The organism is Microbacterium timonense, assembly GCF_900292075.1.
Lineage (GTDB): Bacteria > Actinomycetota > Actinomycetes > Actinomycetales > Microbacteriaceae > Microbacterium > Microbacterium timonense.
Genome location: NZ_OLMV01000001.1, coordinates 966,602 through 990,607 on the forward strand (window position 1 = coordinate 966,602; position 24,006 = coordinate 990,607).

The 24,006-nt window shown below is 70.5% G+C and carries 27 protein-coding genes; 12 read left to right on the plus strand and 15 right to left on the minus strand.

Going from position 1 to position 24,006, the window contains the following annotated elements; translation table 11 throughout:
* Positions 1–10: 10 nt before the first annotated feature.
* From ychF to C9992_RS04645, 3 genes are read right to left on the minus strand one after another with little or no spacing between them, the layout of a single operon-like run.
* Positions 11–1,084, minus strand: coding sequence for a redox-regulated ATPase YchF (ychF, locus tag C9992_RS04635; RefSeq protein WP_106814645.1), 1,074 nt, complete (start codon positions 1,082–1,084; stop codon positions 11–13).
* Between the two features lie 58 nt (positions 1,085–1,142).
* Positions 1,143–1,754 carry a dihydrofolate reductase family protein gene (locus tag C9992_RS04640; protein ID WP_106814353.1) on the minus strand — a complete coding sequence of 204 codons (612 nt, stop codon included), beginning with the start codon at positions 1,752–1,754 and terminating at the stop codon, positions 1,143–1,145.
* 46 nt (positions 1,755–1,800) lie between these two features.
* Positions 1,801–2,559, minus strand: a complete 759-nt coding sequence (locus C9992_RS04645; RefSeq protein ID WP_106814354.1) for a class I SAM-dependent methyltransferase — start codon at positions 2,557–2,559, stop codon at positions 1,801–1,803.
* Positions 2,560–2,649: 90 nt separating this feature from the next.
* On the opposite strand from C9992_RS04645, the gene C9992_RS04650 reads away from it, so the two are divergent.
* Positions 2,650–3,252, plus strand: a complete 603-nt coding sequence (locus C9992_RS04650) for a 3'-5' exonuclease (RefSeq protein WP_106814355.1) — start codon at positions 2,650–2,652, stop codon at positions 3,250–3,252.
* Positions 3,253–3,437: 185 nt separating this feature from the next.
* Positions 3,438–4,721, plus strand: coding sequence for a DNA recombination protein RmuC (locus tag C9992_RS04655; RefSeq protein WP_106814356.1), 1,284 nt, complete (start codon positions 3,438–3,440; stop codon positions 4,719–4,721).
* 28 nt (positions 4,722–4,749) lie between these two features.
* Here C9992_RS04655 and C9992_RS04660 read toward each other — a convergent pair whose 3' ends face one another.
* Complete coding sequence (locus C9992_RS04660) at positions 4,750–4,965, minus strand: UDP-N-acetylmuramyl pentapeptide phosphotransferase (protein ID WP_106814357.1); 216 nt, start codon at positions 4,963–4,965, stop codon at positions 4,750–4,752.
* Between the two features lie 131 nt (positions 4,966–5,096).
* A complete protein-coding gene (gene glpX, locus C9992_RS04665; protein WP_106814358.1) occupies positions 5,097–6,086 on the minus strand; it encodes a class II fructose-bisphosphatase in 990 nt (329 codons plus the stop codon).
* Positions 6,087–6,322: 236 nt separating this feature from the next.
* On the opposite strand from glpX, the gene fbaA reads away from it, so the two are divergent.
* Complete coding sequence (gene fbaA, locus C9992_RS04670) at positions 6,323–7,354, plus strand: class II fructose-bisphosphate aldolase (RefSeq protein WP_106814359.1); 1,032 nt, start codon at positions 6,323–6,325, stop codon at positions 7,352–7,354.
* Between the two features lie 80 nt (positions 7,355–7,434).
* On the opposite strand, the gene C9992_RS04675 is transcribed toward fbaA, so the two are convergent.
* The 5 genes from C9992_RS04675 to C9992_RS04695 form a co-directional block, all read right to left on the minus strand.
* Positions 7,435–7,986 carry an MOSC domain-containing protein gene (locus C9992_RS04675; protein WP_106814360.1) on the minus strand — a complete coding sequence of 184 codons (552 nt, stop codon included), beginning with the start codon at positions 7,984–7,986 and terminating at the stop codon, positions 7,435–7,437.
* Between the two features lie 24 nt (positions 7,987–8,010).
* Complete coding sequence (locus tag C9992_RS04680) at positions 8,011–8,715, minus strand: anti-sigma factor family protein (protein ID WP_106814361.1); 705 nt, start codon at positions 8,713–8,715, stop codon at positions 8,011–8,013.
* Positions 8,712–9,251, minus strand: coding sequence for a sigma-70 family RNA polymerase sigma factor (locus tag C9992_RS04685; RefSeq protein WP_106814362.1), 540 nt, complete (start codon positions 9,249–9,251; stop codon positions 8,712–8,714). The genes C9992_RS04680 and C9992_RS04685 overlap by 4 nt, the downstream gene beginning before the upstream one ends.
* Before the next feature lie 136 nt (positions 9,252–9,387).
* Complete coding sequence (locus C9992_RS04690) at positions 9,388–9,981, minus strand: DUF6264 family protein (protein WP_106814363.1); 594 nt, start codon at positions 9,979–9,981, stop codon at positions 9,388–9,390.
* Positions 9,978–11,018: a 4-hydroxy-3-methylbut-2-enyl diphosphate reductase gene (locus tag C9992_RS04695; protein WP_106814646.1), complete on the minus strand. Its 1,041-nt coding sequence runs from the start codon at positions 11,016–11,018 to the stop codon at positions 9,978–9,980. The genes C9992_RS04690 and C9992_RS04695 overlap by 4 nt, the downstream gene beginning before the upstream one ends.
* A 126-nt stretch (positions 11,019–11,144) precedes the next feature.
* Between C9992_RS04695 and xseA the strand changes: the two genes are divergently transcribed.
* From xseA to C9992_RS04730, 7 genes are read left to right on the plus strand one after another with little or no spacing between them, the layout of a single operon-like run.
* On the plus strand, positions 11,145–12,476 hold the full coding sequence (gene xseA, locus C9992_RS04700; protein WP_106814364.1) for an exodeoxyribonuclease VII large subunit: 1,332 nt from the start codon (positions 11,145–11,147) through the stop codon (positions 12,474–12,476).
* Between the two features lie 9 nt (positions 12,477–12,485).
* The gene (locus C9992_RS04705; protein WP_106814365.1) at positions 12,486–12,740 is read left to right on the plus strand and encodes an exodeoxyribonuclease VII small subunit; all 255 of its coding nucleotides are present in this window, start codon (positions 12,486–12,488) and stop codon (positions 12,738–12,740) included.
* Entirely contained in the window at positions 12,740–13,387 is a 648-nt protein-coding gene (locus C9992_RS04710; protein WP_106814366.1) for a DUF4245 family protein, read from the plus strand. The genes C9992_RS04705 and C9992_RS04710 overlap by 1 nt, the downstream gene beginning before the upstream one ends.
* A 35-nt stretch (positions 13,388–13,422) precedes the next feature.
* Positions 13,423–14,034 carry a carbonic anhydrase gene (locus tag C9992_RS04715; RefSeq protein WP_106814647.1) on the plus strand — a complete coding sequence of 204 codons (612 nt, stop codon included), beginning with the start codon at positions 13,423–13,425 and terminating at the stop codon, positions 14,032–14,034.
* A 43-nt stretch (positions 14,035–14,077) separates the two neighbouring features.
* Positions 14,078–15,472, plus strand: a complete 1,395-nt coding sequence (locus C9992_RS04720) for a class II fumarate hydratase (RefSeq protein ID WP_106814367.1) — start codon at positions 14,078–14,080, stop codon at positions 15,470–15,472.
* Positions 15,473–15,520: 48 nt separating this feature from the next.
* The gene (locus tag C9992_RS04725) at positions 15,521–17,038 is read left to right on the plus strand and encodes a sensor histidine kinase (RefSeq protein ID WP_106814368.1); all 1,518 of its coding nucleotides are present in this window, start codon (positions 15,521–15,523) and stop codon (positions 17,036–17,038) included.
* The gene (locus tag C9992_RS04730) at positions 17,035–17,691 is read left to right on the plus strand and encodes a response regulator transcription factor (protein ID WP_106814369.1); all 657 of its coding nucleotides are present in this window, start codon (positions 17,035–17,037) and stop codon (positions 17,689–17,691) included. The genes C9992_RS04725 and C9992_RS04730 overlap by 4 nt, the downstream gene beginning before the upstream one ends.
* Positions 17,692–17,806: 115 nt before the next feature.
* Here the strand turns inward: C9992_RS04730 and C9992_RS04735 are convergent, their stop codons facing one another.
* From C9992_RS04735 to C9992_RS04750, 4 genes are all read right to left on the minus strand, one after another.
* Positions 17,807–18,487, minus strand: coding sequence for a hypothetical protein (locus tag C9992_RS04735; RefSeq protein WP_106814370.1), 681 nt, complete (start codon positions 18,485–18,487; stop codon positions 17,807–17,809).
* A gap of 263 nt (positions 18,488–18,750) precedes the next feature.
* Complete coding sequence (locus C9992_RS04740) at positions 18,751–20,121, minus strand: PhoH family protein (protein WP_106814371.1); 1,371 nt, start codon at positions 20,119–20,121, stop codon at positions 18,751–18,753.
* A gap of 209 nt (positions 20,122–20,330) precedes the next feature.
* Positions 20,331–21,452 carry an aminotransferase class V-fold PLP-dependent enzyme gene (locus tag C9992_RS04745; RefSeq protein ID WP_407662209.1) on the minus strand — a complete coding sequence of 374 codons (1,122 nt, stop codon included), beginning with the start codon at positions 21,450–21,452 and terminating at the stop codon, positions 20,331–20,333.
* Positions 21,453–21,497: 45 nt separating this feature from the next.
* The gene (locus tag C9992_RS04750; protein WP_106814373.1) at positions 21,498–22,283 is read right to left on the minus strand and encodes an isoprenyl transferase; all 786 of its coding nucleotides are present in this window, start codon (positions 22,281–22,283) and stop codon (positions 21,498–21,500) included.
* A 112-nt stretch (positions 22,284–22,395) separates the two neighbouring features.
* On the opposite strand from C9992_RS04750, the gene trhA reads away from it, so the two are divergent.
* Positions 22,396–23,139 (plus strand): PAQR family membrane homeostasis protein TrhA, encoded by a 744-nt coding sequence (gene trhA / locus C9992_RS04755; protein ID WP_235007985.1) that lies wholly within the window; start codon positions 22,396–22,398, stop codon positions 23,137–23,139.
* 9 nt (positions 23,140–23,148) lie between these two features.
* Here trhA and C9992_RS04760 read toward each other — a convergent pair whose 3' ends face one another.
* Positions 23,149–23,478, minus strand: a complete 330-nt coding sequence (locus tag C9992_RS04760; RefSeq protein WP_106814374.1) for a hypothetical protein — start codon at positions 23,476–23,478, stop codon at positions 23,149–23,151.
* A 111-nt stretch (positions 23,479–23,589) separates the two neighbouring features.
* On the opposite strand from C9992_RS04760, the gene C9992_RS04765 reads away from it, so the two are divergent.
* The gene (locus C9992_RS04765; protein WP_106814375.1) at positions 23,590–23,997 is read left to right on the plus strand and encodes a DUF4307 domain-containing protein; all 408 of its coding nucleotides are present in this window, start codon (positions 23,590–23,592) and stop codon (positions 23,995–23,997) included.
* Positions 23,998–24,006: the final 9 nt, after the last annotated feature.

The window sequence follows — 24,006 nt, forward strand, 5'->3', positions numbered from 1 at the left end:
GGGAATGGGCTCAGACGTTGAAGCGGAACTCGACCACGTCGCCGTCCTGCATGACGTAGTCCTTGCCCTCCAGGCGGGCCTTGCCCCGCGCTCGCGCCTCGACGACCGACCCCGCCGCGACGAGGTCGTCGAAGGAGATCACCTCCGCTTTGATGAAGCCCTTCTCGAAATCGGTGTGGATCACCCCCGCGGCCTGAGGCGCCTTCCATCCCTTTCCGATGGTCCAGGCGCGCGCCTCCTTCGGCCCGGCGGTGAGGTAGGTCTGAAGGCCGAGGGTGTCGAAGCCGATCCGCGCGAGCTGGTCGAGGCCCGATTCCTCCTGGCCGGTGGACGCCAGCAGCTCGGCGGCGTCCTCCGGATCGAGATCGATCAGCTCGGACTCGATCTTCGCGTCCAGGAACACCGCCTTGGCAGGCGCGACGAGAGCTTCCAGCTCCGCCTTGCGCGCGGCATCCGTCAGCACCGCCTCGTCGACGTTGAAGACGAAGATGAAGGGCTTCGCGGTGAGAAGGCCCAGCTCGCGGATCGGCGACAGGTCGATTCCCGACGCCGACAGCAGCTCGCCGCGCTGCAGGGCCTCCTGGGCCTTCACGGCGGTCTCGAGGACGACGGGATCGGTCTTCTTGCCGCGGACTTCCTTCTCGTACCGGGCGATCGCCTTCTCGAGGGTCTGTAGGTCGGCCAGCTGCAGCTCGGCGTTGATCGTCTCCATGTCGCTCTGCGGGTTCACCGCACCCTCGACGTGCACGACGTCGTCGTCGCTGAACCCGCGCACCACCTGAGCGATCGCGTCCGCCTCGCGGATGTTGGCGAGGAACTGGTTGCCCAGCCCCTCCCCTTCGCTGGCTCCGCGGACGATGCCGGCGATGTCGACGAAGGACACCGCGGCGGGAAGGATCCGCTCGGAGTGGAAGATCTCGGCGAGCTTGTCCAGCCGCGCGTCGGGCAGGTTGACCACGCCCACGTTCGGCTCGATCGTCGCGAACGGGTAGTTCGCCGCGAGCACCTGGTTCTTGGTGAGGGCGTTGAAGAGGGTCGACTTGCCCACGTTGGGGAGGCCGACGATTCCGATGGTGAGAGCCACGGGCATCCAGTCTAGATGGCCACGGATTCCGCGCCCCGCGGCATCCGCCGTCTGCGACTCACACGGGGTCGACGCGCCACCGCATCAGGACGTTGCCCGACTCCTCCCACGTCCGCGTCTCGAGGAGCTTGAGAGCCGCCGCGGGCCGGGCATCGAACAGCGGCACACCGGTGCCGGCGATGAGCGGGAAGGTCACGAGATGCAACTCGTCGACCAGACCCGCGTGCATGAGGTCGTTCCACATCAGGCGACCGAGCAGGACGAGGATGCCGCGCCCGTCGCCCCGCTTGAGACTGGCGACCTCTGCCCGCGCACCGGCAACCGGCACGATGCGGATGTTCTCGTACGGCGCGACATCATCGGCGGTGAGCGTATCGGAGACGACCACCTTCTCGACCCCGAGGATGAGCTCGGCGAACTCACGACGGATCGCCGTCGCATCCGGGTCCCTCTGCACTCCCGTCCAGTAGCGGAGGTTTCCGAGCGCCGAGCGGCGCCCCGACAGCAGCAGCGTGCCGGATTCCCGCAACAGCGCCGTCGTGTAGTGGTCGAACGTGTCGGCGCCCCGGTAATCGGGATGCTGGTGTTCGAAGAACGAGGCGATGTCGTGGTCGTCGTCCTCGTAGCGGCCGTCGACGGTGACGAAGTTGCAGACGGTGAGAGTGCGCACGGGCGACACCCTACGCCGCGGCGCCGACACCCCGCGGCGAGCGCCGTCAGGGACGGATGCCGCGATACGCGTGCGTCACGTAGGGCAGGTCGAGGACCTCGTCCCCGGTCGCCTCGGTGACGCGGCGCTCGTCGAACAGCGCGTTCACCGCCCCGAGGATCCGCGTCCGGTCGCTCTCGGACGCGGTGATGACGTAACTGCGCGAGGCCGCCATGTCCAGCAGCGCCGACCGCGTGAGGGAGCGGGTCCAGGTCCACGTCCTCGCCTCGAGCACCGGGAACGGGTCGGCGACACGGGGTCCCTCACGCTGGAGCATCTCCTCCGCGTGGCTCCCGTGCATCGCGGCTGTCAGCCGCGCCACCCACGGGTCCGCGTCGTCGCGGATGTTCCACACCAGACCCAGCACGCCGCCGGCTCGGAGCACCCGGCCGGCTTCGGCCGACGCGGCCACCGGATCCACCCAGTGCCACGCCTGTCCGAGGAGCACCGCATCGACCGATGCGTCCGGCAACGGCATCCGCTCGGCCGTGCCGACGAATGTCGGCACACCATGGACGTGCTCGCGCAGGGCGGCCAGCATGACGCTGTCGGGGTCGATCGCGACCACCTCGGCGCCGGCTTCGACCATCGTGCGGGTGAGCTTGCCGGTGCCGGCGCCCACGTCGGCAGCACGCAGGGCCCGGTCGTGCTGGCGCACGGGCGCGAGCATCCACTCCACCGCCTCCCGCGGATAGTCCGGTCGCCCGGACTCGTACGCGCCGGCGGCCGCGCCGAACGACAGCGACATCTCCTCACGACTGGCCATGGCCCGAGCCTATGCCGCGATCGCCGGCCGAACGCCGCCCGCGCGGCGCGCCTTCCGTCGACGGGCTCTCGCCCGGGTGAGTCTGGGGAGGTGCCACTGGACTTCACCGCCATCGACTTCGAGACGGCGAACTCCAGCAACGCGTCGGCCTGCGCGGTCGGACTGGTCCGCGTACGCGACGGCGAGATCGTGGACAGGACGGGCTGGCTGATCCGGCCGCCGGCGGGGCACGATGTGTTCTTCGAGCTCAACGTGCGCATCCACGGCATCCGCCCCGAAGACGTCGCCGGCGCCGCGGCATGGACCGACCAGCTCGCCGACATCGTCGCGTTCGCGGGCGACGACATCCTGGTCGCGCACAACGCCGGCTTCGACATGGCGGTGCTCAAGCGCGCGTGCGACGCGACGGGCGACGAGTGCCCTCCCTACCGGTACGCCTGCAGCCTGCAGGTCGCCCGACGGGTCTATCGACTCGAGTCGTACCGTCTGCCCTTCGTGGCCGCCGAGGCCGGCTTCGCGGACTTCGCCCACCACAACGCCACGGCGGATGCGATGGCCTGCGCGCATGTGATGATCGACGCCGCCCGGCGCGTCGGTGCCGCCGACATCCCGGGCCTCGCCGACGCGGTCGGCGTCCGCGTGTCGCAGATCGCGATCGCCGAGATGCCCGCGGTCTCGTTCGCCGTCGCCTGAGCCACGCAACGACGCCCCTCGCGGCGGCAGCTGACCTCGAGTCGACACGTCCCGGCCCAAACGACACGCTTCACGCGTCCGGAACACCGCGACTCGAGCGAATCGTGTCGACTCGCGTGCGGGGATGACGGGATGCTGCGGCGCGGGCGATCCGGGATGTCGGCGGCCTGGGGCACCCTGGAGCCATGGATGCAGTGGTGATCAGCGCCGTGGTGATCGTCTGCCTCGTCGCGGGCGCGGCGGCCGGCTGGGCGGCGGGACTCGCGCGAGCGGCTCGTGAGCGCGCCGACCTGGCCGCGCGAGCCGCGGCGTCCGAGGCGGCACGGCAGGGCGTGCAGGCGCAGCTCGAGCACCAGCAGCTGCTCTACCGGGAGCTCGCGAGCCAGACGCGTCACGACCAGGCGGCGCGCGAGGAGCGCGAGCGGCGCGAGCAATCGGTGCTGCGCGCCCTGGCACCCGTGCAAGAGACGCTGGCCGCGATGCACATGAAGGTCGACGAGCTCGAGCGTGATCGGCACACGCAGTTCGGCACCCTGGCCGAGCAGCTGCGGCGCGCGCACGAGTCCGACGAGGCGCTGCGCGCGACCACCGAATCCCTCGCCGGGGCGCTGCGGTCCGGCAGCACCCGAGGCGTCTGGGGCGAGACGCAGCTGCGGCGCGTCGTGGAGGCGGCCGGGCTCACCCGCCACGTCGACTTCGACCTCCAGGCCTCCATCACGACGGATGCGGGCGCCGGGCGCCCCGACATGGTCATCCGCCTCCCCGGCGACAAGGCGATCGCCGTCGACGCGAAGGTGCCGCTGGACGCGTTCCTGGAGGCCAGCGCCATCCCCTTCACCGCCCAGGGAGCCGAAGCCGCGCGTCGCCGGAGTCTGCTCGATAAGCACGTCAAGGCCGTGCGCTCGCACGTGGATGCTCTGGCACGCAAGACGTACTGGGCGGGCCTTTCGTCCAGTCCCGAGTTCGTCGTCTGCTTCGTCCCGAGCGAGTCGCTCTTGGCGGCAGCCCTCGAGGAGGATCCGTCGCTCCTCGACTACGCCTTCGGCAAGCGGGTCGCCCTGGCGTCACCGGTGAATCTGTGGGCGGTGCTGAAGACCGTCGCCTACACCTGGACCCAGCAGGACGTCTCGCAGGAGGCGAGGGCGCTGTTCGACCTGGGCAACCAGCTGTACGAGCGTCTCGGATCGCTCGCGTCGCACGCGGACGACCTGCGACGGGCCATCGAGCGGACGGTCGACAGCTACAACCGCTTCGCGGGATCGCTCGAGACGCGCGTGCTGGTGACTGCGCGCAAGTTCCCGGGCATCGACGCGACCAAGCTCGACGCCGTCGCCGAGCCCGCGGTCATCGAGAAGAGCCCGCGGCGTCTCACGGCGCCGGAGCTGCTGGAGCAGCCCGACGAGGGCGCGCCCGCCGTGACCGCGGAACTGGGCGAGGTGCGAGCGCGCATCGGGCTGCCCGGCGACTGAGGGCCGCGGCATCCCGCGTGGCGAGCGGTCAGTGACCGCCTGGCACGAAGCTCAGCAGCCCGATGACGGCCGCCGACACGCCGACGAAAGCGCCGATCATCCACCACGCGCTGATCTCGTGGCCCTCGTCCCGGCGAACGCGCAGCAGCACGTCGGGCCGGCGGGCGGGATCGATCGCGTTGGCGACCACCGCGTGCGCGCCCGTCTGGGGCGACGACGATTCACCGGTCTGCTGCGTGGCCATCGTCAACTCCTCGCGTCGGAAACACTGTCGCGTCGCCGTCGACACCTCTTCGATTCTGCCAGAGATCGCGTGGAACCCGGGTCACGAACCAGTCACAGCGGAGACCCGCCTGCCGCAGCAGCCCCTCTGTTTCAGAGCCACTTCGAGACGAGGTGCTCCGACGAGATGCGACGCAGCGTGCCCGACGCTCCCCGGAGCACGACGCTCTCGGTGTAGACGTAGCCTCCCTCGCGCCGCACGCCGGCCACGAGCGCGCCGTCCGTCACGCCGGTCGCGACGAAGATCGTGTTCTTCCCCTTGACCAGGTCGTCGGCCTCGTAGACGTGACCGTCGAGCTTCAGGCCTGCGTCGATGCCACGCTGCTTCTCGTCGTCGTCCCGCGGCCAGAGCCGACCCTGGATGTGTCCACCCAAGGCCTTGATCGCGCACGCGGTGACGATGCCCTCGGGGCTGCCGCCGATTCCCACGCACATGTCGGTGCGGGCGTTGTGCCGCGCGGCGTTGATGCCGCCCGCGACGTCCCCGTCGCTCATCAGGCGCGTGCCGGCGCCGGCCTCGCGGATCTCCTGGATGAGGCGTTCGTGGCGCGGCCGGTGCAGGACGGACACGACGATCTCGTCCACCGGCTTGCCGAGCGCCTTGGCGAGCCGGCGGATGTTCTCCCCGATCGGCAGCCGGATGTCGACCACGCCGACGCCCGCCGGACCGGTCACGAGCTTGTCCATGTAGAAGACGCTCGACGCGTCGAGCATCGTGCCGTGGTCGGAGACGGCGATGACCGACAGCGCGTTGTTGCGCCCTGCCGCCGTCAGCGACGTCCCGTCGATGGGATCGACGGCGACGTCGGCCTGCGGGCCACGGCCGTTGCCGACGCGCTCGCCGTTGTAGAGCATGGGCGCTTCATCCTTCTCACCCTCGCCGATCACGATGGTGCCGTCGAAGTTCACGGTGGTGAAGAAGGCGCGCATCGCGTCGACCGCCGCCCCATCGGCCGCCTCCTTCGCGCCGCGCCCGATGAAGGGCACCGCCCGGATCGCCGCCGCCTCGGTCGCGCGCACCAGCTCCAGTGCGAGATTGCGATCGGGCTGGAGGGGACTCATATCCGCGGTCAGGCTCACCATGCGGTCAGCCTAGCCAGCGCACGTCGTCGGTTCTGGCGAATTTCACCCTGCGGCTGGCGAAGGAATCTCGATTCTTTACAGGAAGAGACAGAGCCGGCGTTTCCGTCACCGCCTTCTCGCGCCTCGCGGGCCGTCGGAGCGCGCCTTCGCTAGAGTTCTCGGTGACGCCCGCATCGATCAGAGCCGTGAGCTCGGAGGGCCGCAGCCCCCGAGAACCCGAAGAACAAGGAGCCCCCATGCCCGTCGCCACCCCCGACCAGTACGCCGACATGCTGGACCGCGCGAAGGCCGGCGGCTTCGCGTACCCCGCCATCAACGTCTCCAGCTCGCAGACGATCAACGCCGTCCTGCAGGGTCTGACCGAGGCAGGGTCAGACGGCATCCTCCAGGTCACCACGGGGGGCGCGGACTACTTCGCCGGGCAGACCGTCAAGGCGCGCGCTGCCGGCGCTCTGGCGTTCGCGAAGTTCGCCACCGAGGTCGCCAAGAACTACCCCATCACCGTCGCGCTGCACACCGACCACTGCCCCAAAGAGGCGCTGCCCGGATTCGTCCTGCCGCTGCTGGAGGCATCCGAAGAAGAGGTCAAGGCCGGTCGCAACCCGATCTTCCAGTCGCACATGTGGGACGGCTCGGCTGTTCCGCTGGATGAGAACATCGAGATCGCGAAGGAGTTGCTCCCGCGGCTCAAGAACATCAGCGCGATCCTCGAGGTCGAGATCGGCGTGGTCGGCGGCGAGGAGGACGGGGTCAAGCACGAGGGCTCCAACGAGGCCCTCTACACCACGGTGGCCGACGTCACCAAGGCGGTCGAAGCCCTCGGTCTCGGCGAGAACGGCCGGTACATCTCGGCGCTCACCTTCGGCAACGTGCACGGCGTCTACAAGCCGGGCAACGTCAAGCTCCGCCCCGAACTGCTGGGTGAGATCCAGGAGGGCATCGCCTCGCGCTTCGGCACCGGCCCCAAGCCCCTCGACCTCGTCTTCCACGGCGGCAGCGGCTCGACCGATGAGGAGATCGCGCTGGCGGTCGCCAACGGCGTGGTCAAGATGAACATCGACACCGACACGCAGTACGCCTTCACGCGCTCCATCGCCGGTTACATGTTCTCCCACTACGACGGCGTGCTGAAGGTGGACGGCGAGGTCGGCAACAAGAAGGCGTACGACCCGCGGGCGTGGGGCAAGATCGCCGAGTCGGCGATGGCCGCCCGCGTCGTCGAGGCGACGCAGCAGCTCGGTTCGCACGGCAAGAGCCTCGCCGCGTAGCACCGCGAACGGCATCCGGATGCCCCGGTGCGGGTCCACGCGGACTCGTGCCGGGGCATCCGCACATCCGGGTCCGGGCGTCACTCCGGGTCGATGTACCGGTCGAGCAGGCCCGGCGCATCGTCGGGCCGGTGGACGACGACGATCTCGTCGCCTGCCCGCACCCGTCCGACGCGGACCACGCGGAGGTACGGTCCGAGCCGGCGCTCGGCCGAGAACCGCTTGACCCACCCGCGGGCGTCGTCACCACCCACCCAGCGGGCGAACGTCTGACAGGGGGTGCGGGGCATGGTCACCTCGACCTCCACGCGCTCGCCGATCCGCCATCGCTCACCGATCCGCGCCGCGTTGACATCCAGCCCGGCCACGCGGAGGTTCTCCCCGAACCATCCCGGAGGCAGCCGGCGCCCCAGCTGCTCCTCCCAGAATGCGGCATCCTCCTCGGCATAGGCGTACAGCGCCTTGTCGAGGCCGCCGTGATGCTTCCGGTCCGCCTGCACGTCGGCGTAGACGCCATACGGTCCCACACGGACGGGCCCTTCGACCGGGCCCTTGTCGATCGCCGTCACGCCGACGGCGCCGGCGTCAGGGCGCAGCCGCCGCACGGCGCACACGGCGAGCAAGCGTGGCATGCCGTCATCTTCGCACGGCGCACGTCAGTCGCCGTCGGGCGACCCGCGCAACAGCACACGGTCGTCCGTGAGCGAGCGCACCTCGATGGAGGCGATCTCGCCCGCATCCAGCGCGGTGCCCGCCTCCAGGCGCGCCGTCGACCCCGGACCGGCCCGCCACGTCGACAGCTCGCTCGTCGTCCCGTCGGTGGCGGTCACCACCAGCACATACGGCCACTCCCGCCGGGGTGCATCGGGGTCGGCGCTGCGGGGGTAGTCGCACACCATGTCCAGCCGCGTGCCCCACGCGACGGAGGTCAGCTCCACCGTCGCGCTCAGCGGCACATCCGTCACCGGCTCCAGCGCCACGACCTGTCCCGCGGGGACCGGGTCTGTGAGCGCCGTCGTCACGCCGACGATGGCGACGATCGCGAGGACGGCAGCGGCCGCTGCCGCACCGGCCCATGCCAGCACGCGTCTCCGGTGCCGATCTCGCCTCCCCCGTGCCACCAGCCGGTCACGGCCGTCCGCGCGCGGTCCGGCCTGGGCGGCGAGGTCCAGGAGTGACTGCGCGCGCTCGGAGGGCACGCGCGCCAGCAGCCCGAGCGTGGGCGCCAGCTCTCCGACCGCTTGACGGCACAGCGGGCACTCGTCCAGATGCGCCTCGTAGCGGCGGCGATCGGCGGAGTCGAGGGCGCGGATGACGTACGCCGCGTCCCAATCGGCGTAGCGGACGTGATCCTGGTTCATCGCGTCACCCCTCTCTCCTGCAGCGCGAGCCGCAGCGCCCGCAGTCCGTAGTGGAGACGGGACTTCACGGTGCCTTCCGGGATGTCGAGCTCGGCAGCCATCTCGGCCACCGACAGGCCCCGGTAGTACGCGTGGATCACGACTGCGCGGTGATCGGCGGTCAAAGAGGCGAGCGCCTCCTCCACGATGATCGCCTCGAACAGGGCATCCGTCGCGTCCGGCACGGTCCGCTCGGGCAGCTCAGCGACGTCGATCTCACGCCGCCGCCGCGCGCTGCGGACATCGTCGATGACGAGATGACGAGCCACCGTGAACATCCAGGACCGCGTCGTCGACGGGTCCTGCTCGAGGATCCGCGGCGTGCGCCACGCCCGCAGCAGTGTCTCTTGCACGATGTCGTCCGCTCCCGCACGATCGCCGGTCAGGTGCACGACGTAGCGCCAGATGGGCGCCGCGTGGGCGTCGTACAGGGCCGACAGGCGCACCGCGTCGCGGCTCTCGGCGCCGTCGCGGCGGTCCACGCTGTCGTGCGGCATCCATCACCTCCCGCTGGGGAAACGAGACTGGCCGCCGGCCGGTTCACCGGGCGCGCAATGCGACCACGTCGTCACCGTCGAGTATGGCCTCGCACGGTGATCCGCGGACGGCGGTTGCGCCCGCGAGCCCTCGTGGCTAGCGCGCGCCGCCCGCGCTGTCGACGACCGCCTGCCAGACGACGGGATCGCCCATCAGCGGCACCACCATGAGGATGCCCGCCGCGAAGGTGAACACGACGCCGGCCACCAGCGGAATCCACCACGTCAGCCGCCCGCGACGCAGGTTCCACAGCGACACCACGGCGGTCGCGCACCAGCCGACGATGAGCACGAGCGCCGCGGCGATCGCCCAGCCGTGTCCGGCACCGGGGTCGGAGAGGGTCGCATCCACGCCCAGCAGACCGAGCATGGTCTCGGCGTACGCACCGTAGTCGAGGAAGGCCGGAACCGAGGTGAGCACGTTCACCAGCCCGTACGCGAGCAGTGCGAACGTGACGATGCGGTCGACGGGCCGGACCTTCGGCGCCGTGGCGGCCGCGGGCGCCGCCGGCACACCGGCCGCCGGCGCAGGCACGACGGCCGGCTCTGCGGCCGCCGCCTGCCACGGCGCCGGCTCACGGATGCGCGCCCGCTGCTCCTCCGGCGTCGCGTATTGACCGTATCGCGGCGCCGGGCGCGATGATCCGCCGTCGCGCGGATCAGGGGCGGAAGCAGCCGCGGGGTCGCTCATGACCGACTCCGGCCCCCAAGTGCGCGATCGTCGCGCTTGCCGGCGGCATCCTGTCGCAGCTCCTTCGGCAGCGAGAACATGAGGTCCTCCTCCGCCGTGCGCACCTCTTGCACGTCGCGGTATCCCGCAGCGGCGAGATCGTCGAGCACCTGCTGCACGAGCACCTCCGGCACCGAGGCGCCGCTGGTGACGCCGACGGTCTCGACGCCCTCCAGCCAGGCCTGCTCGACCTCGTCGGCGTAATCCACTCGGTATGCCGCCTTCGCGCCGTACTCCAGCGCGACTTCCACCAGGCGGACGCTGTTCGAGGAGTTCGCCGAGCCGACCACGATGACGAGATCCGCATCCTTGGCGACCTTCTTGATCGCCACCTGGCGGTTCTGAGTCGCGTAGCAGATGTCGTCCGAGGGCGGGTCCTGAAGCTCGGGGAACCGCACCCGGAGCCGGCGCACGGTCTCCATGGTCTCGTCCACCGACAGCGTGGTCTGCGACAGCCAGACGACCTTCGACGGGTCGCGCACCTCGATGGTGTCGGCTTCCTCCGGCGAGTTGACGATCGTGACGTGGTCGGGCGCCTCTCCGGCGGTCCCTTCCACCTCCTCGTGACCGACGTGGCCGATCAGCAGGATCTCGTAGTCGTCGCGCGCGAAGCGCACCGCCTCGCGGTGCACCTTCGTCACGAGCGGGCACGTGGCGTCGATGGCACGCAGACCCCGGTCGGACGCGGCGTTCACCACGGCCGGAGACACCCCGTGTGCACTGAAGACGACGTGGGCCCCGGGGGGCACCTCGTCGACCTCCTCGACGAAGACCGCGCCCTTCTTCTCGAGCTCGGTGACGACGTGGATGTTGTGGACGATCTGCTTGCGCACGTACACCGGCGCACCGAACCGCTCGAGCGCCTTCTCGACCGCGATGACCGCCCGGTCGACCCCGGCGCAGTAGCCGCGGGGAGATGCCAGCAGCACCCGCTTCTGTCCGGAGCCGGGGATATCCTGGAGCGGTTCGCGCCGCCGCGGAACTCGCGGAACGGGCATGCTCACAGGGGCCCGGCTCGTTGCGGTCTGGCCCACGGTGCTGATGCTCACTCCTCGATTCTACGGGCGGCCTCCTGAGCGGGGCCTCCGCGCGCACCGCCCGGCACCCGGTCACGAAAGGACCGCATGACGACGTTCCAGCCGGCCACCGTCCCCGGCGAGCCGCCGCCACCGGACTCGGTGCGCCCGCGCGATTCCACCCCCCAGGCCCCGACGTCGGTCGCCCGGCTGAACGACACCATCCGCGGCTTCGTGCAGACCTGGGGTTCGGTATGGGTCGAGGGCGAGATCACGGCGTTCAACCTGCGCGGTGGAAACGTGTTCGGTCGCCTCAAGGACCTCGTCACCGATGCCACCATCTCGTTCCGCATCTGGTCGTCCACCCGCGACCGGCTGCCCGGCGACCTCAAGGTCGGCGATCATGTCGTGGCCTGCGTCAAGGCCGACTACTTCGTCAAGAACGGTGATTTCGGCTTCAGCGTGTCGGCGATGCGGCACGTGGGGCTGGGAGACCAGCTCGAGCGTCTGGAGCGCCTGCGGGTGCAGCTGCGGGCCGAGGGACTGTCCGACCCCTCCCGCAAGAAGCCCATCCCCTTCCTGCCGCGCCTCATCGGGCTCATCACCGGCGAGAACTCGGATGCCGAGAAGGACGTGCACCGCAACGCCGAGCTGCGCTGGCCCCAGGTGCAGTTCCGCACCAAGTACGCGGCGGTGCAGGGCGATCGCTGCGTCCCCGAGACGATCGCGGCGCTGAAGGCCCTCGATGCGGCGCCCGACGTCGACGTCATCGTGATCGCGCGCGGCGGCGGCGATCCGCAGACCCTCCTCGGCTTCAGCGACGAGCGGCTGCTGCGCGCGGTGGCCGCGGCATCCACTCCCGTCGTCAGCGCGATCGGGCACGAGAACGACCACCCGCTGCTGGACGACGTCGCCGACCTGCGCGCCTCCACCCCCACCGATGCGGCCAAGCGGCTCGTCCCTGATGTCGCGGAACAGCGCGCGCTGGTCGCGCAGTTGCGAGCGCGCCTGACCTCTCGGCTCACGCAGCGCGTCACCCACGACATCGCCCAGCTCGAGCAGCTGCGGTCGCGGCCGGTGCTGCGCACGCCCGAGACGCTGCTGCGCACGCGTGCGCACGAGGTCGAGCTGCTCGCCGCCCGAGGCAGGGAGCGCGTCGACCGTGCGCTGCAGACGCAGGAACGACGCACCGCGGAACTGCGCGCGACGCTGCGCGCCCTCTCCCCTGCCTCGACCCTCGCCCGCGGCTACGCGATCGCGCACCTGGCCGACGGCGTCATCGTGCGTGACGCGGCGCAAGCTCCGGCATCCACCCCCGTCGTCGTGACGGTGGGACGCGGATCGTTCGCCGCGCAGTCCGAGGGCGAGGTCGCCGAGGACGTCAGAGCGGTGACCGAGGCGGCTTCGGACGGGGACGGGACGCGTCCCGCCGCCAACTAGACTGGGGGCATGACCGAGTCCAGCGGCGCCCAGAGCGACGTCGCGACCCTCTCGTTCGAGCAGGCGCGCGATGAGCTGGTGCGCGTCGTCGCCGAACTGGAGCAGGGTGCGCCGACCCTCGAGCACTCCCTGGCGCTGTGGGAGCGCGGCGAGGCCCTCGCGGCCCGGTGCGAGGAATGGCTGCTCGGCGCCAAGCGTCGCCTCGACGCGGCACGCGCCTCCGCCGACGGCGTCCGGCCCGCCGACGGGAGCGGGGTGGAGTGATGGCTCGCGGACCCCGCGTCGTCGCCGAGCTCGGACGCCCGGAGACACCCGAAGAGACGGCGACGCGCAAGGCGGAATCGTCGCGGGTCTACCGCTCGAGCCAGAACGTCCGCAACCTCATCGCCGCTCTGCTGGCCACGCTCGCGGTCGTCGTCGTCATCGTGTTCGCCGTGCCGCGCGGATCGGTCCCCGACCGGGAACCGGTCGACGTCGCGTCGGTCGCCGCGGGCATCGCCGACTCCGAAGGACGCACGGTGATCGCCCCCCGCATGTCCGACGGGTGGGTCGTCAACAGCGCCGGCGTCGATGGTGTCGGGTCGGTGCGGGCGTTCGCCGTCGTGTTCGCGCCCGCCGCCGAGGACGAGCGCGGCTTCCTGCGGGTCGCCCAGGGCTTCGACGCCGACCCGTCCTGGCCGGCGCGCGTCCTCTCCGGGGCGGCCCCGCAGGACACCCTGAACATCGACGGCATCGAGTGGGATCACTACGTGCTCGACCCCGACCGCACCGGCAACATCTCGGTCGCGATCGCCACCGATGCCGGCCCCGACACCGTGCTGATCTACGGCGCCGCCGATCAGGCCGCGCTGGAAGAGACGGCACGCTCCCTCACCGAACAGATCAGCGCGCTGCGCGAGGAGGCCGAGTGACCGACCAGCCCACACCCGCGAAGGCCTGGCAGGAGATGCAGCGCGGGAATGCCCGCTTCGTCGCGGGCGAGCCGCGCCACCCCCGCCAGGATGTCGAGACCCGCCACGATCTGGCCGAGGGGCAGCGTCCCCGCGCGGCGCTGTTCGGGTGCGCCGACTCGCGACTGGCCGCCGAGATCATCTTCGACAAGGGCCTGGGCGATCTGTTCGTGGTGCGCAACGCGGGTCAGGTGATCTCCGACTCCGTCGTGGGCAGCCTCGAATATGCGGTCGCCGTGCTCGAGGTGCCGCTCATCGTCGTCCTCGGCCACGATGCGTGCGGCGCGGTGCGCGCAGCCATCGACAGCACCGACCCGGATGCCGACCCGCTGCCGCCGCACATCTGGCGGCTCATCTCCCCGATCGTCCCCGCGGTCCGTCGCGTGCAGCGAGCCTCCACCGTGGACGGCGTCCTGCCCGAGACCATCGACGCCGAAGAGGTCGGCCGGGAGCACCTGCGCGACACCGTGGCCGAGCTGCTGCACTCGTCCGAGCTCATCAGCGCCGCCGTCGCGGAAGGGCGTCTGGCGATCGTCGGCGCCAACTACCGGCTGGCCGAGGGCACGGCGGTGCCCGATGTGATGATCGGCCTCTCCGAGCACGCCTGACCGGATTCAGACCCACCCGTATCCACACGTGAGGAACAACGACGTGACCGACACCGAGTACCGCATCGAGCACGACACGATGGGCGAGGTGCGCGTTCCCAAGAACGCGCTGTACGCCGCGCAGACCCAGCGCGCGGTGGAGAACTTCCCGATCTCCGGCGACCGGCTCGAGCCCGCGCAGATCGTCGCCCTCGCGCGCATCCAGAAGGCCGCGGCTCTCGCCAACAAGGAGCTCGGAACGCTCGACGGGGCGATCGCCGACGCGATCGCCGCCGCCGCCGACCGCATCATCGGGGGCGAGTTCGCCGACCAGTTCCCCATCGACGTGTACCAGACCGGCAGCGGAACCTCGTCCAACATGAACATGAACGAGGTGCTGGCGACGCTGGCCACCCAGTCCCTCGGGCAGCCGGTCCACCCCAACGACCACGTCAACGCGTCGCAGTCGTCCAATGACGTCTTCCCGACCTCGGTGCACATCGCCGTGACGCAGGAGATCATCGACGACCTCATCCCCGCCCTCGATCACCTCGCGGTCGCTTTCGAGGAGAAGGCCGAGCTGTGGAAGACCGTGGTGAAGTCCGGCCGCACCCACCTCATGGACGCCACCCCGGTGACCCTCGGCCAGGAGTTCGGCGGCTACGCGCGGCAGATCCGCCTCGGGATCGAGCGGGTGCAGTCGGTGCTCCCGCGTGTGGCCGAGGTGCCCCTCGGCGGCACCGCCGTGGGCACCGGCATCAACACTCCCGTGGGCTTCCCGCAGCGCGTCATCGAGCTCATCGTGGCCGACACGGAGCTGCCGATCACCGAGGCCAAGGACCACTTCGAGGCCCAGGCCAACCGCGACGGCCTCGTCGAGGCATCGGGCGCGCTGCGCACGATCGCGGTCTCGCTCACGAAGATCAACAACGACCTGCGGTGGATGGGCTCGGGCCCCAACACGGGTCTGGGCGAGCTGCACATCCCCGACCTGCAGCCGGGATCCTCGATCATGCCCGGCAAGGTCAATCCCGTCATCCCCGAGGCGACGCTCATGGTGTGCGCCCGCGTCATCGGCAACGATGCGACGGTCGCCTGGGCCGGGGCATCCGGCGCCTTCGAGCTCAACGTGGCGATCCCCATCATGGGCAGCGCGGTGCTCGAGTCGATCGAGCTCATCGCCAACACGTCGCGTGTGCTCGCCGACAAAACGATCGCCGGCCTGGAGGCGAACGTCGAGCGCGCCGCCGCTTACGCGGGCATGTCGCCGTCGATCGTGACGCCGCTGAACAAGCTCATCGGCTACGAGGCCGCCGCCAAGATCGCCAAGCACTCCGTCGCGAAGGGGATCACGGTGCGCGAGGCCGTCATCGACCTGGGTTACGTGGAGCGCGGAGAGCTCACGCTCGAGCAGCTCGACGAGAAGCTCGACCTGCTCTCGATGACGCACCCGGGCTGATCCCGGCACGCCATGCCGCAACCGCTGCGTCGGCGGGATAATCGGGAGATGGCCCGCACGCCCCGGCCGATACCCGCCCGCGTCAGGATCCTCGCGGCGATCCTGGCGGTGGCGTGCGTCGGTCTGGCGACGGTGGGGAGCGTCACGTTCCTCGTGCAGCGCCAGCAGGTGCTGAACAGCGTCAACGACCGGCTCTCGAACCAGGTCGCGTCGCTGCGGGCGGTGGCCGATGATGACGGCGGGGCCTCCGGCGTGCGCGACGGCGCCGCCGCGGCGACCGAAGAGCTGGACGTCAACGACTACGAGACGATCGACGACTACCTGTACGCGGTCGTCGCCCGCCTGGTTCCCGCGCGCAACGAGGCGTCGCTGGCACTGGTCGACGGCACGCCGCGGTGGGTGCCGTCCACGCTGTCGGGATTCGACGTCTCCGACAACCAGGACCTGATCGACCGCGCCGTCGCCGACACCCGCGACGGCGAGACGAAGACGGGCACGGTGGCGACCGACCAGGGGTCACTGCGGTACATCGCCATTCCGGTCTCGATGCCGGGCGACACCCGGCAGGGCCTCTACATCCGCGCGGTCGATCTCGGCGCCGAGCTGCAGCCGGTCACGTTCGCGATGACGACGTACATCATCGCCGCGCTGGCGGTGCTGGTCGCCATCGGCGTCGTGGGCTGGTTCGTGACGGGTCGGCTGCTCTCGCCGATCCGCCGCCTGCGCGAGACCGCGGACGCCATCTCGATCACCGACCTCTCGCTGCGCATCGAGCCGCACGGCAACGACGACATCTCGGACCTGTCACGCACCGTGAACTCGATGCTCGATCGGCTCGAGGACTCCGTGGACGGCCAGCGCCAGCTGCTGGACGATGTGCGCCACGAGCTGAAGACCCCCATCACGATCGTGCGCGGCCACCTGGAGCTGATGGATCCGCGCGATGCCGTCGATGTGGCCTCGGCGCGCGACATCGGCATCGCGGAGCTCGACCGGCTCGCCCGGCTCGTCGAGGACATCGACCTGCTGGCCACGGCGGAGGCGGACGCCTACACGTTGACCGACGTCGACCTGACCGCGCTCACCGCCCGCGTGGGCGAGCTGGTGGGTGTCATCCCGGGCCACACCTGGACGGTCCAGGCCCGCGCCGAGGGCCTCGTCTCGGGCGACCCCGACCGGCTCCTGCAGGCGTGGCTGCAGTTGGCAGACAACGCCGCGAAGTACACCCCCGCCGGCAGCCCCATCGAGATCGGCAGTGCGCTGGACGAGCAGGGAGTGCGCCTGTGGGTGCGCGACCACGGCCCCGGCATTCCGCCGGCCGCCCGCACCAGGATCTTCCGTCGTTTCGACCGGGCGCACGTCAAGCGCACCGTGGGCGGATCCGGCCTGGGCCTGGCGATCGTCGACGCGATCGCGAAGGGCCACGGCGGGCACTGCGCCGTCACCGACACACCGGGCGGCGGCGCCACCTTCACGATTCACCTGCCTCCCCACCGCACGGAGGCCGAGTTGCCGGCGCCGGTGCGTGCGGGAGACGTCGTGCTGCAACGGGAGGCATCGGGATGACCACAATCCTCATCGTCGAGGACGAGCCGCGGATCGCCGCGTTCGTGAGTCGAGGGCTGGAGGCGGCCGGTTACGAGACCGTCGTCGTCGATGACGGTCCCGAGGGCCTGGAGGCAGCCCTCCGGGGCGACGGCGATCTGGTTCTGCTGGATGTGGGTCTTCCCACGATGGACGGATTCGAGGTGCTGCGCGAACTACGGGCCCGCGGCTCCGCGATCCCGGTCATCATGCTCACCGCACGCTCGAGCACCCGCGACACCGTGACGGGGCTGGATGCCGGAGCCAACGACTACGTGCCCAAGCCGTTCACGTTCGAGGAGCTTCTTGCGCGCGTGCGCTCCCGCCTGCGCGAGACGGTGCCCCAGCCGGGCGTCTCCATCTCGCACGGAGATGTCGCCCTCGACATCCTGGCGCGGCGGGCGACCGTGGACGGTCGTGAGATCGACCTCTCCGCCCGGGAGTTCGCGCTCGCCGAGCAGTTCCTGCGCAACCCCGGGCGTGTCCTCAGCCGGGAGCAGCTGCTCAGCAGCGTCTGGGGACTCGACTTCGACCCCGGCTCGAACGTCGTGGACGTGTACGTGCGGTACCTGCGCGGCAAACTCGGGTCGAACCACATCGTCACCGTCCGCGGCGCCGGCTACCGCTGGGAGTGACCGGGACCCGCTCCGGCCGGCGCGGCGCTCCTCTCCGATTCAGGCGCACAGAGAAGCCCCCGGTGCTGGGGGACACCGGGGGCTGGAAAGGCCGGACTGGGGGATCCGGCCATCTTCAGTCGCGCCTGTCTGGGGAATCGCGCGACTGGTCTCTCTTCGAACCCGGACCGGCGCCCTCGCCATGTCCGGCGTCCGAACCCGCGTGAGCGGGACGATCGATGTTCTGCTTGTGACCGTTGGGTTTCTGGCCGCTGTGACGCTGCTCAGTCGGCTTGGACCGGTTCGGGTCCGAAGGAACGGTGCCGACGAAGCCCTCGCCGCCGTCGGATCCACTCGGGCCCTGCTGGCCGCCGCGCGAGGTCCACTCGTCCCGCAGCCGGGATACCAGCGCATCGATGCGGTCACCGGACCAGCCGTGCTCGGCGGCCCACTGACGCAGGGCGTCCCAGCTTCCGCCGGCCTTGGCGGCGGCGATGGCGGATTCCAGGTCGGCAGGGGTATCGCTGCCCGTGCCATCCGATGCGGCCCCTGTGGCGGTCTGGCTCGCGCCGCCGGAGCCGGAGTTTCCGACGATGGTGGGGGCGGGCGCCTCGACGACCTCCGGCTGGGCAGCCGGCGCGACGACCTGCGACGGGGCGGCCGGCGACTCGGGGGCTTGCGGCGCCGCTGTCGGAGACGCAGCAGGCACCACGACACGTCCCGACGCGACGACCGTGCCGGGTGCGTCCGCGAGCGCGGCGCTGCCGGCCAGCGCAACCGCGGTCACCACGGCGATGCTGGCGGCGACGGCGGACATGCCACCGACGACCAATCTGGTCCGTGCCTCCACGTCTCGCCTCCCTTCGCGCGCAGCGTCGTATGACCGTTGTTCAACGATGTGCTCTATCAATGGTGACAGACCTCGAGCGTTGCGCGCACCGCAGGCCATGAGACTCTTCTCATCGTGCTTCAGCGTCGCGGCACCAGCGCGGCGCGCGGTGGCGGGCGGAGCGCGGCCACACGAAGAGGCCCGGGGAACGCATTCCCCGGGCCTGGCCCGTCAGTCCCGACGGGCGCGCCTCACGCCAGCTCGCCGGCCTCCAGCAGGTCGGTCACGAGTGCGGCGATCGCGGATCGTTCGGAGCGCACCAGTGTGACGTGGCCGAACAGCCCGTGGCCCTTGAGGGTCTCGATCACCGAGGCGACTCCGTCGTGTCGGCCCACGCGCAGGTTGTCGCGCTGCCCCACGTCGTGGGTCAGCACGACCCGCGAGTTCTGGCCGATGCGGCTGAGCACCGTCAGCAGCACGTTGCGCTCCAGCGACTGGGCCTCGTCGACGATCACGAACGCGTCATGCAGCGACCGTCCGCGGATGTGCGTGAGAGGCAGCACCTCGAGGAGGCCGCGCTCGACGACCTCGTCCAGGACATTCGTCGACACCACCGAGCCGAGCGTGTCGAAGACCGCCTGCCCCCACGGGTTCATCTTCTCCTGCTGGTCGCCCGGCAGGTAGCCCAGCTCCTGACCGCCGACCGCGAAGAGCGGCCGGAACACGATGATCTTCCGCTGCTGTTGGCGCTCCAGGACCGCTTCCAGCGCCGCGCACAGCGCCAGCGCCGACTTGCCCGTGCCGGCGCGGCCGCCCAGCGAGACGATGCCCACGTCGGGGTCCAGCAGAAGATCGATGGCGATGCGCTGCTCGGCCGAACGACCGTGCAGGCCGAACACCTCTCGATCGCCGCGGACGAGGCGATACTCCCCGTCCCCGACCACGCGGCCCAGCGCCGATCCGCGCTCGGAGTGGATGATGAGGCCGGTGTTCACCGGCAGACCACGCACCTCGTCACTGGACGCGACCTCGCTCTCGTACAGGTCGCTGATGTCATCGCCCGAGACATCGAGTTCGGCGATGCCGGTCCAGCCGGAGTCGACCGCCTGCTCGGCGAGATACTCCTCCGCGGTGATGCCCAGGGATGCCGCCTTGACGCGCATCGGCAGATCCTTCGAGACGACCGTCACCTCCTGTCCGTCCTGGGCGAGGTGCATGGCGACGGCCAGGATGCGGCTGTCGTTGTCGCCGAGCCGCATGCCCGAGGGCAGTACGGTCGCGTCGGTGTTGTTGAGCTCCACGCGCAGCGTGCCGCCGCGGCCGACGGGAACGGGGAAGTCCAGGCGCCCGTGTTCGACCCGCAGTTCGTCCAGGTGCCGCAGCGCCTGACGGGCGAAGTAGCCGATCTCGGGGTCGTGTCGCTTGCCTTCGAGCTCGGTGACCACCACCACGGGGATCACGACGTTGTGCTCGGCGAAGCGGAAGAACGCCCGCGGATCGCTCAGCAGCACGGAGGTGTCGAGGACATAGGTCCGCAGATCCTGGTCGGGCAGATCCCGATCGGACAGGGCGACCTGCTCGCTGTCCTGACTGCGCTGCTCGTGTGGTGCTCGTGTGGTCACAACCCACTCCCGCCCCGGGTGTTTCACCCGGCAGTCACGAGTCGACCAGGGGACCGAGTCGAGATCGTGAAACGCGATCCATGAGGCCGACTCGACCGGGCTCCTTGCCCGATGCGATCACGCTACGACGGCACGCCGACATCGCTCGCACTCGACACGCCCGAAGTGCATGACGTCTTGGTGAACGGATGCCGCGGCATCCGTTCGGCTCACCAGACCCGGGCAGAGGCGAACGCGGCCAGCGCGTCGCCGAAGAGACGCAGCGTGTCGGCGCCCGTGCCGACGTGGGGTGAGACGCGGATGCGGCCGCCGCGGGTCGTGACGGTCAGCCCGTGGTTGACCAGCGACGCGCTGAGCGGGGCCGCGTCCTGCGGCGCAGGCTCCAGCGTGACGATCCCCGCGCGGCGTTCGGGGTCTCGGGGGGTGATCACCGGCACGTCGTACCGATCGGCGAAGAACATGACGTCCGCCGCACGCTCGGACAGCACGGACTCGATGTTCGCGACGCCGACGTCGACGATCTCCCGCAGTGCCGTGGCGAGCCTGCCGGCGGCCAGCGTGTCGACCCGGGAGACGGCGAAGGCCCGCGCCGACGGCGCGGGAGCCGGCACCGTGTCGACCGGCAGCCCGCCGTCCACACCGCCGAATCCCGACAGCACCGGGGCGATGCGCTCCAGCGCCCGCTCGCCGAACCAGGCGAACCCCGTGCCCCGCCCGGCCCGCAGCCACTTGTAGCCGTGGCCGCATACGACATCCGCGGCCAGGTAGTCGGCCTGCACCATGCCGAAGCCCTGGATCGCGTCCACGATGAGAAGCCGGTCCCCGATCACCTCGCGCAGCGCGGCGAGATCGGCGCGGTACCCGGTGCGGAAGTCGACGAGACTGACCGCGACCGCCCGGGTGTCCTCGGTCAGTGCGGAGCGCACCACGTCGGGTGTCATGAAGCCGTCGACGGGGTCCACCCACTGCGGATGGAGCGATCCGAACGACTCCGATGCCCGTGTGGCGGCCACGGTCAGACTCGGGAACTCCGCCCGGCTCAGCATGAGACCGCCCGCGATGCCGTAGAGCGCGTGCATGAGGCCGTAGGTGGTGGACGGCTGCAGGACGACCTGCGCGGCATCCGTCCCGATCAGCCGGGCGACCAGCTCCCGCGCCTGTCGCTCATGGTCGTCGACGAGCTGGATGCTGGTGCGCCGGCCCGAACCGAGCAGTTCGGTGTCGGCCTGCACTTCGGTGCGGACGGCGGGTGCCAACGGGCCGAACGCCGCCCAGTCGAGGTACCCGGGTTCCCCGTCGAACGACGCCATGTAGGAGTCCAGATCCGTCACGCGGATCATTCTGGCAGAGGGGTGCGCGGCGGTGTGACCGGGTGCTCAGCCGCCGAAACGACGGTCACGCGAGGCGAAGTCACGGATCGCGCGGAGGAAGTCGACCTCGCGCAGGTCGGGGCCGAGGGCTTCGACGAAGTAGAACTCGCTGTGCGCCGACTGCCACAGCAGGAAGTCGCTGAGCCGCTGCTCCCCCGAGGTGCGGATGACCAGGTCGGGATCGGGCTGGCCACCGGTGTAGAGATGCTCGCCGATCTGCTCGGGCGTGAGGCTGGCCGCCAGCTCTTCGAGCGAACCGCCGCGCTCGTCGTGCTGAGCGATGATGCTGCGCACAGCGTCCACGATCTCGCCGCGGCCGCCGTAGCCGACCGCCAGGTTGACGTGCATCCCGGTGTTGTCCTTGGTGCGCACCTCGACCTCCGCGAGCACCCGCGCGAGGTCCGCCGGCAGCGTGTCTGCCCGCCCCACGTGCTTGACCCGCCAGTCCCGCTCGTGGGAGACCTCGTCGGCGAGCTCGGCGATGATCTCGATGAGGTCGGCCAGCTCGCGCGAGTCGCGCTTGCGGAGGTTGTCGTTGGACAGCAGATACAGCGACACGACGCGGATGCCGACGTCGTCGCACCAGCGCAGGAACTCCTTCATCTTCGCGGCGCCGGCCCGATGGCCGTGCGCCGCGGAGTCGTAGCCGAGCTGCTTCGCCCAACGGCGGTTGCCGTCGATCATCATCGCCAGGTGCCGTGGCACCGTGGCCGGATCCAGCCTGCGCCGCAGGCGGTTGATGTAGAGGCGGTAGAGCGGACCCCTGCCCTCGTTCGTCGTCCCACGCGCCACACGCCTACGCTACCCCGCACCCGGCGCCCGCCCTAGCGTGGAACCGGGTTCCCGCCGCAGCGGGACGCGGTATGTTCCGTTGCCGGCATGTGCGTCCGTCTACGCTGGGGGCATGAGCCGCGCCCGCCGCCTTCCCCGCGCGCCCGAAGTGCCCGTGCTTCCGCTCATGGACGCCGCCGCCGTCGACGCGGCGACTCCGGAACTCAAGCCGTCGTGGCGAGGATGGATCCACGCCGCCACCTTCCCGGTGGCCATCGCGGCCGGCGTCGTGCTCATCGTCTTCGCGCAGGGCGCGCCGGCCAAATGGGCCTCCGCCGTGTTCATGGCCACCTCGCTGCTGCTGTTCGGCAACTCGGCGCTGTACCACCGGTTCAACTGGAAGCCGCGGACCAAGTCGATCCTCAAGCGCATCGACCACGCGAACATCCTGCTGCTCATCGCCGGCACCTACACCCCCATCGCCACGCTGGCCCTCCCGCCGCAGAAGGGGATGCTGCTGCTCATCCTCGTCTGGACCGGTGCGCTGCTGGGCATCCTGTTCCGGGTCTTCTGGATCAACGCGCCGCGCTGGCTCTACGTCGCTCTCTACCTCGTGCTGGGGTGGGCGGCCGTCATGTACATCGTCGACCTGTTCGAGGCGAACGCCCTCATGATGATCCTGGTCGTGGTGGGAGGCGTGCTGTACACCCTGGGCGCTGTCGTCTACGCGCTCAAGCGCCCCAATCCGTGGCCCGGCCATTTCGGCTTCCACGAGATCTTCCACGTGTGCACGGTGCTGGCATTCCTCTGCCACTGGACCGCGTGCCTGCTGATCGCGCTGCACCCGCTCGCGCCATCGCTCGGCGTGCCCGCCTGACGGCGCACCTCAGCGCTGCGGGCCCGGCTTCTCGTCGTCACCCGATTCCGGGGTCCCGTCTCCCGCCGCGTCGATGCTCTGGTCGTCGACCTCCGTCGCCTCGACGGCTCGCGCGGCCTGCTCCTGCGCGTCCAGCTCCTCCTGGATGTCGGCGCGCACCCGGCCGCGCCGGATCCGGCGCATCATGTCCCACACCAGGAAGATCACGGCGATCGCGATGAGCGCCGTGAAGAGGAAGCCCACCACTCCGGGCGTGACGAGGTCGGGATCGACGGCCGGCGTCGGAGTCGGTGTCGGCGTGGCCGCAGCGCGGGCGAAGGCGGCGAGCGCGTGATGCATGGGGTCCTCGCTCTGCCCGCGGAGCGGGCGGTGTCATCGGGTGTGCGCACGAGCGCATAGCCTGGAGTCCAGCCTAATCTCCCCTCACGACCGACCAGACCGAGGAGCGGCATGACCACCCAGGACATGCTCGACGAGCGTTACGGGCGTCGCCGCTCCCCCGCTCGGCGCTGGCTGATCGCGGCGGGGGCGCTGATCGCCGTCGGCGTCGTCGCGTTGTTCGGCTGGTTCACCGTCCAGGGAGCGCTGGACGACGTCGATTCGGACACGACGTCGTTCGAGGTCTCGGACGAGCATTCCGTGACGCTGGGCTTCCAGATCACCTCGCCTCCCGGCTCGGCGGTGGCGTGCGCCATCGAGGCCCAGGATGAGGATCATGGTGTCGTCGGCTTCCGCGTGGTCGAGATCCCGGCATCCGAGCTCCATGCCCGCGCGTTCCGCGAGGTGATCCCCACCACGGCCCTGGCAACCACCGGCTTCGTGAACTCGTGCTGGGTTTTGCCTGCACCGGCGGGGTGACGTAGTCTG

Bases quoted from the DNA above. Each gene is read 5' to 3' on its own strand.
- C9992_RS04645 (WP_106814354.1), bottom strand. From the start codon at position 2,559: ATGGCCAGTCGTGAGGAGATGTCGCTGTCGTTCGGCGCGGCCGCCGGC.
- C9992_RS04655 (WP_106814356.1), top strand. From the start codon at position 3,438: ATGGATGCAGTGGTGATCAGCGCCGTGGTGATCGTCTGCCTCGTCGCG.
- C9992_RS04660 (WP_106814357.1), bottom strand. From the start codon at position 4,965: ATGGCCACGCAGCAGACCGGTGAATCGTCGTCGCCCCAGACGGGCGCG.
- glpX (WP_106814358.1), bottom strand. From the start codon at position 6,086: ATGGTGAGCCTGACCGCGGATATGAGTCCCCTCCAGCCCGATCGCAAT.
- fbaA (WP_106814359.1), top strand. From the start codon at position 6,323: ATGCCCGTCGCCACCCCCGACCAGTACGCCGACATGCTGGACCGCGCG.
- C9992_RS04675 (WP_106814360.1), bottom strand. From the start codon at position 7,986: ATGCCACGCTTGCTCGCCGTGTGCGCCGTGCGGCGGCTGCGCCCTGAC.
- C9992_RS04680 (WP_106814361.1), bottom strand. From the start codon at position 8,715: ATGAACCAGGATCACGTCCGCTACGCCGATTGGGACGCGGCGTACGTC.
- C9992_RS04685 (WP_106814362.1), bottom strand. From the start codon at position 9,251: ATGCCGCACGACAGCGTGGACCGCCGCGACGGCGCCGAGAGCCGCGAC.
- C9992_RS04690 (WP_106814363.1), bottom strand. From the start codon at position 9,981: ATGAGCGACCCCGCGGCTGCTTCCGCCCCTGATCCGCGCGACGGCGGA.
- C9992_RS04695 (WP_106814646.1), bottom strand. From the start codon at position 11,018: ATGCCCGTTCCGCGAGTTCCGCGGCGGCGCGAACCGCTCCAGGATATC.
- xseA (WP_106814364.1), top strand. From the start codon at position 11,145: ATGACGACGTTCCAGCCGGCCACCGTCCCCGGCGAGCCGCCGCCACCG.
- C9992_RS04705 (WP_106814365.1), top strand. From the start codon at position 12,486: ATGACCGAGTCCAGCGGCGCCCAGAGCGACGTCGCGACCCTCTCGTTC.
- C9992_RS04710 (WP_106814366.1), top strand. From the start codon at position 12,740: ATGGCTCGCGGACCCCGCGTCGTCGCCGAGCTCGGACGCCCGGAGACA.
- C9992_RS04715 (WP_106814647.1), top strand. From the start codon at position 13,423: ATGCAGCGCGGGAATGCCCGCTTCGTCGCGGGCGAGCCGCGCCACCCC.
- C9992_RS04725 (WP_106814368.1), top strand. From the start codon at position 15,521: ATGGCCCGCACGCCCCGGCCGATACCCGCCCGCGTCAGGATCCTCGCG.
- C9992_RS04730 (WP_106814369.1), top strand. From the start codon at position 17,035: ATGACCACAATCCTCATCGTCGAGGACGAGCCGCGGATCGCCGCGTTC.
- C9992_RS04735 (WP_106814370.1), bottom strand. From the start codon at position 18,487: ATGTCCGCCGTCGCCGCCAGCATCGCCGTGGTGACCGCGGTTGCGCTG.
- trhA (WP_235007985.1), top strand. From the start codon at position 22,396: ATGAGCCGCGCCCGCCGCCTTCCCCGCGCGCCCGAAGTGCCCGTGCTT.
- C9992_RS04760 (WP_106814374.1), bottom strand. From the start codon at position 23,478: ATGCATCACGCGCTCGCCGCCTTCGCCCGCGCTGCGGCCACGCCGACA.
- C9992_RS04765 (WP_106814375.1), top strand. From the start codon at position 23,590: ATGACCACCCAGGACATGCTCGACGAGCGTTACGGGCGTCGCCGCTCC.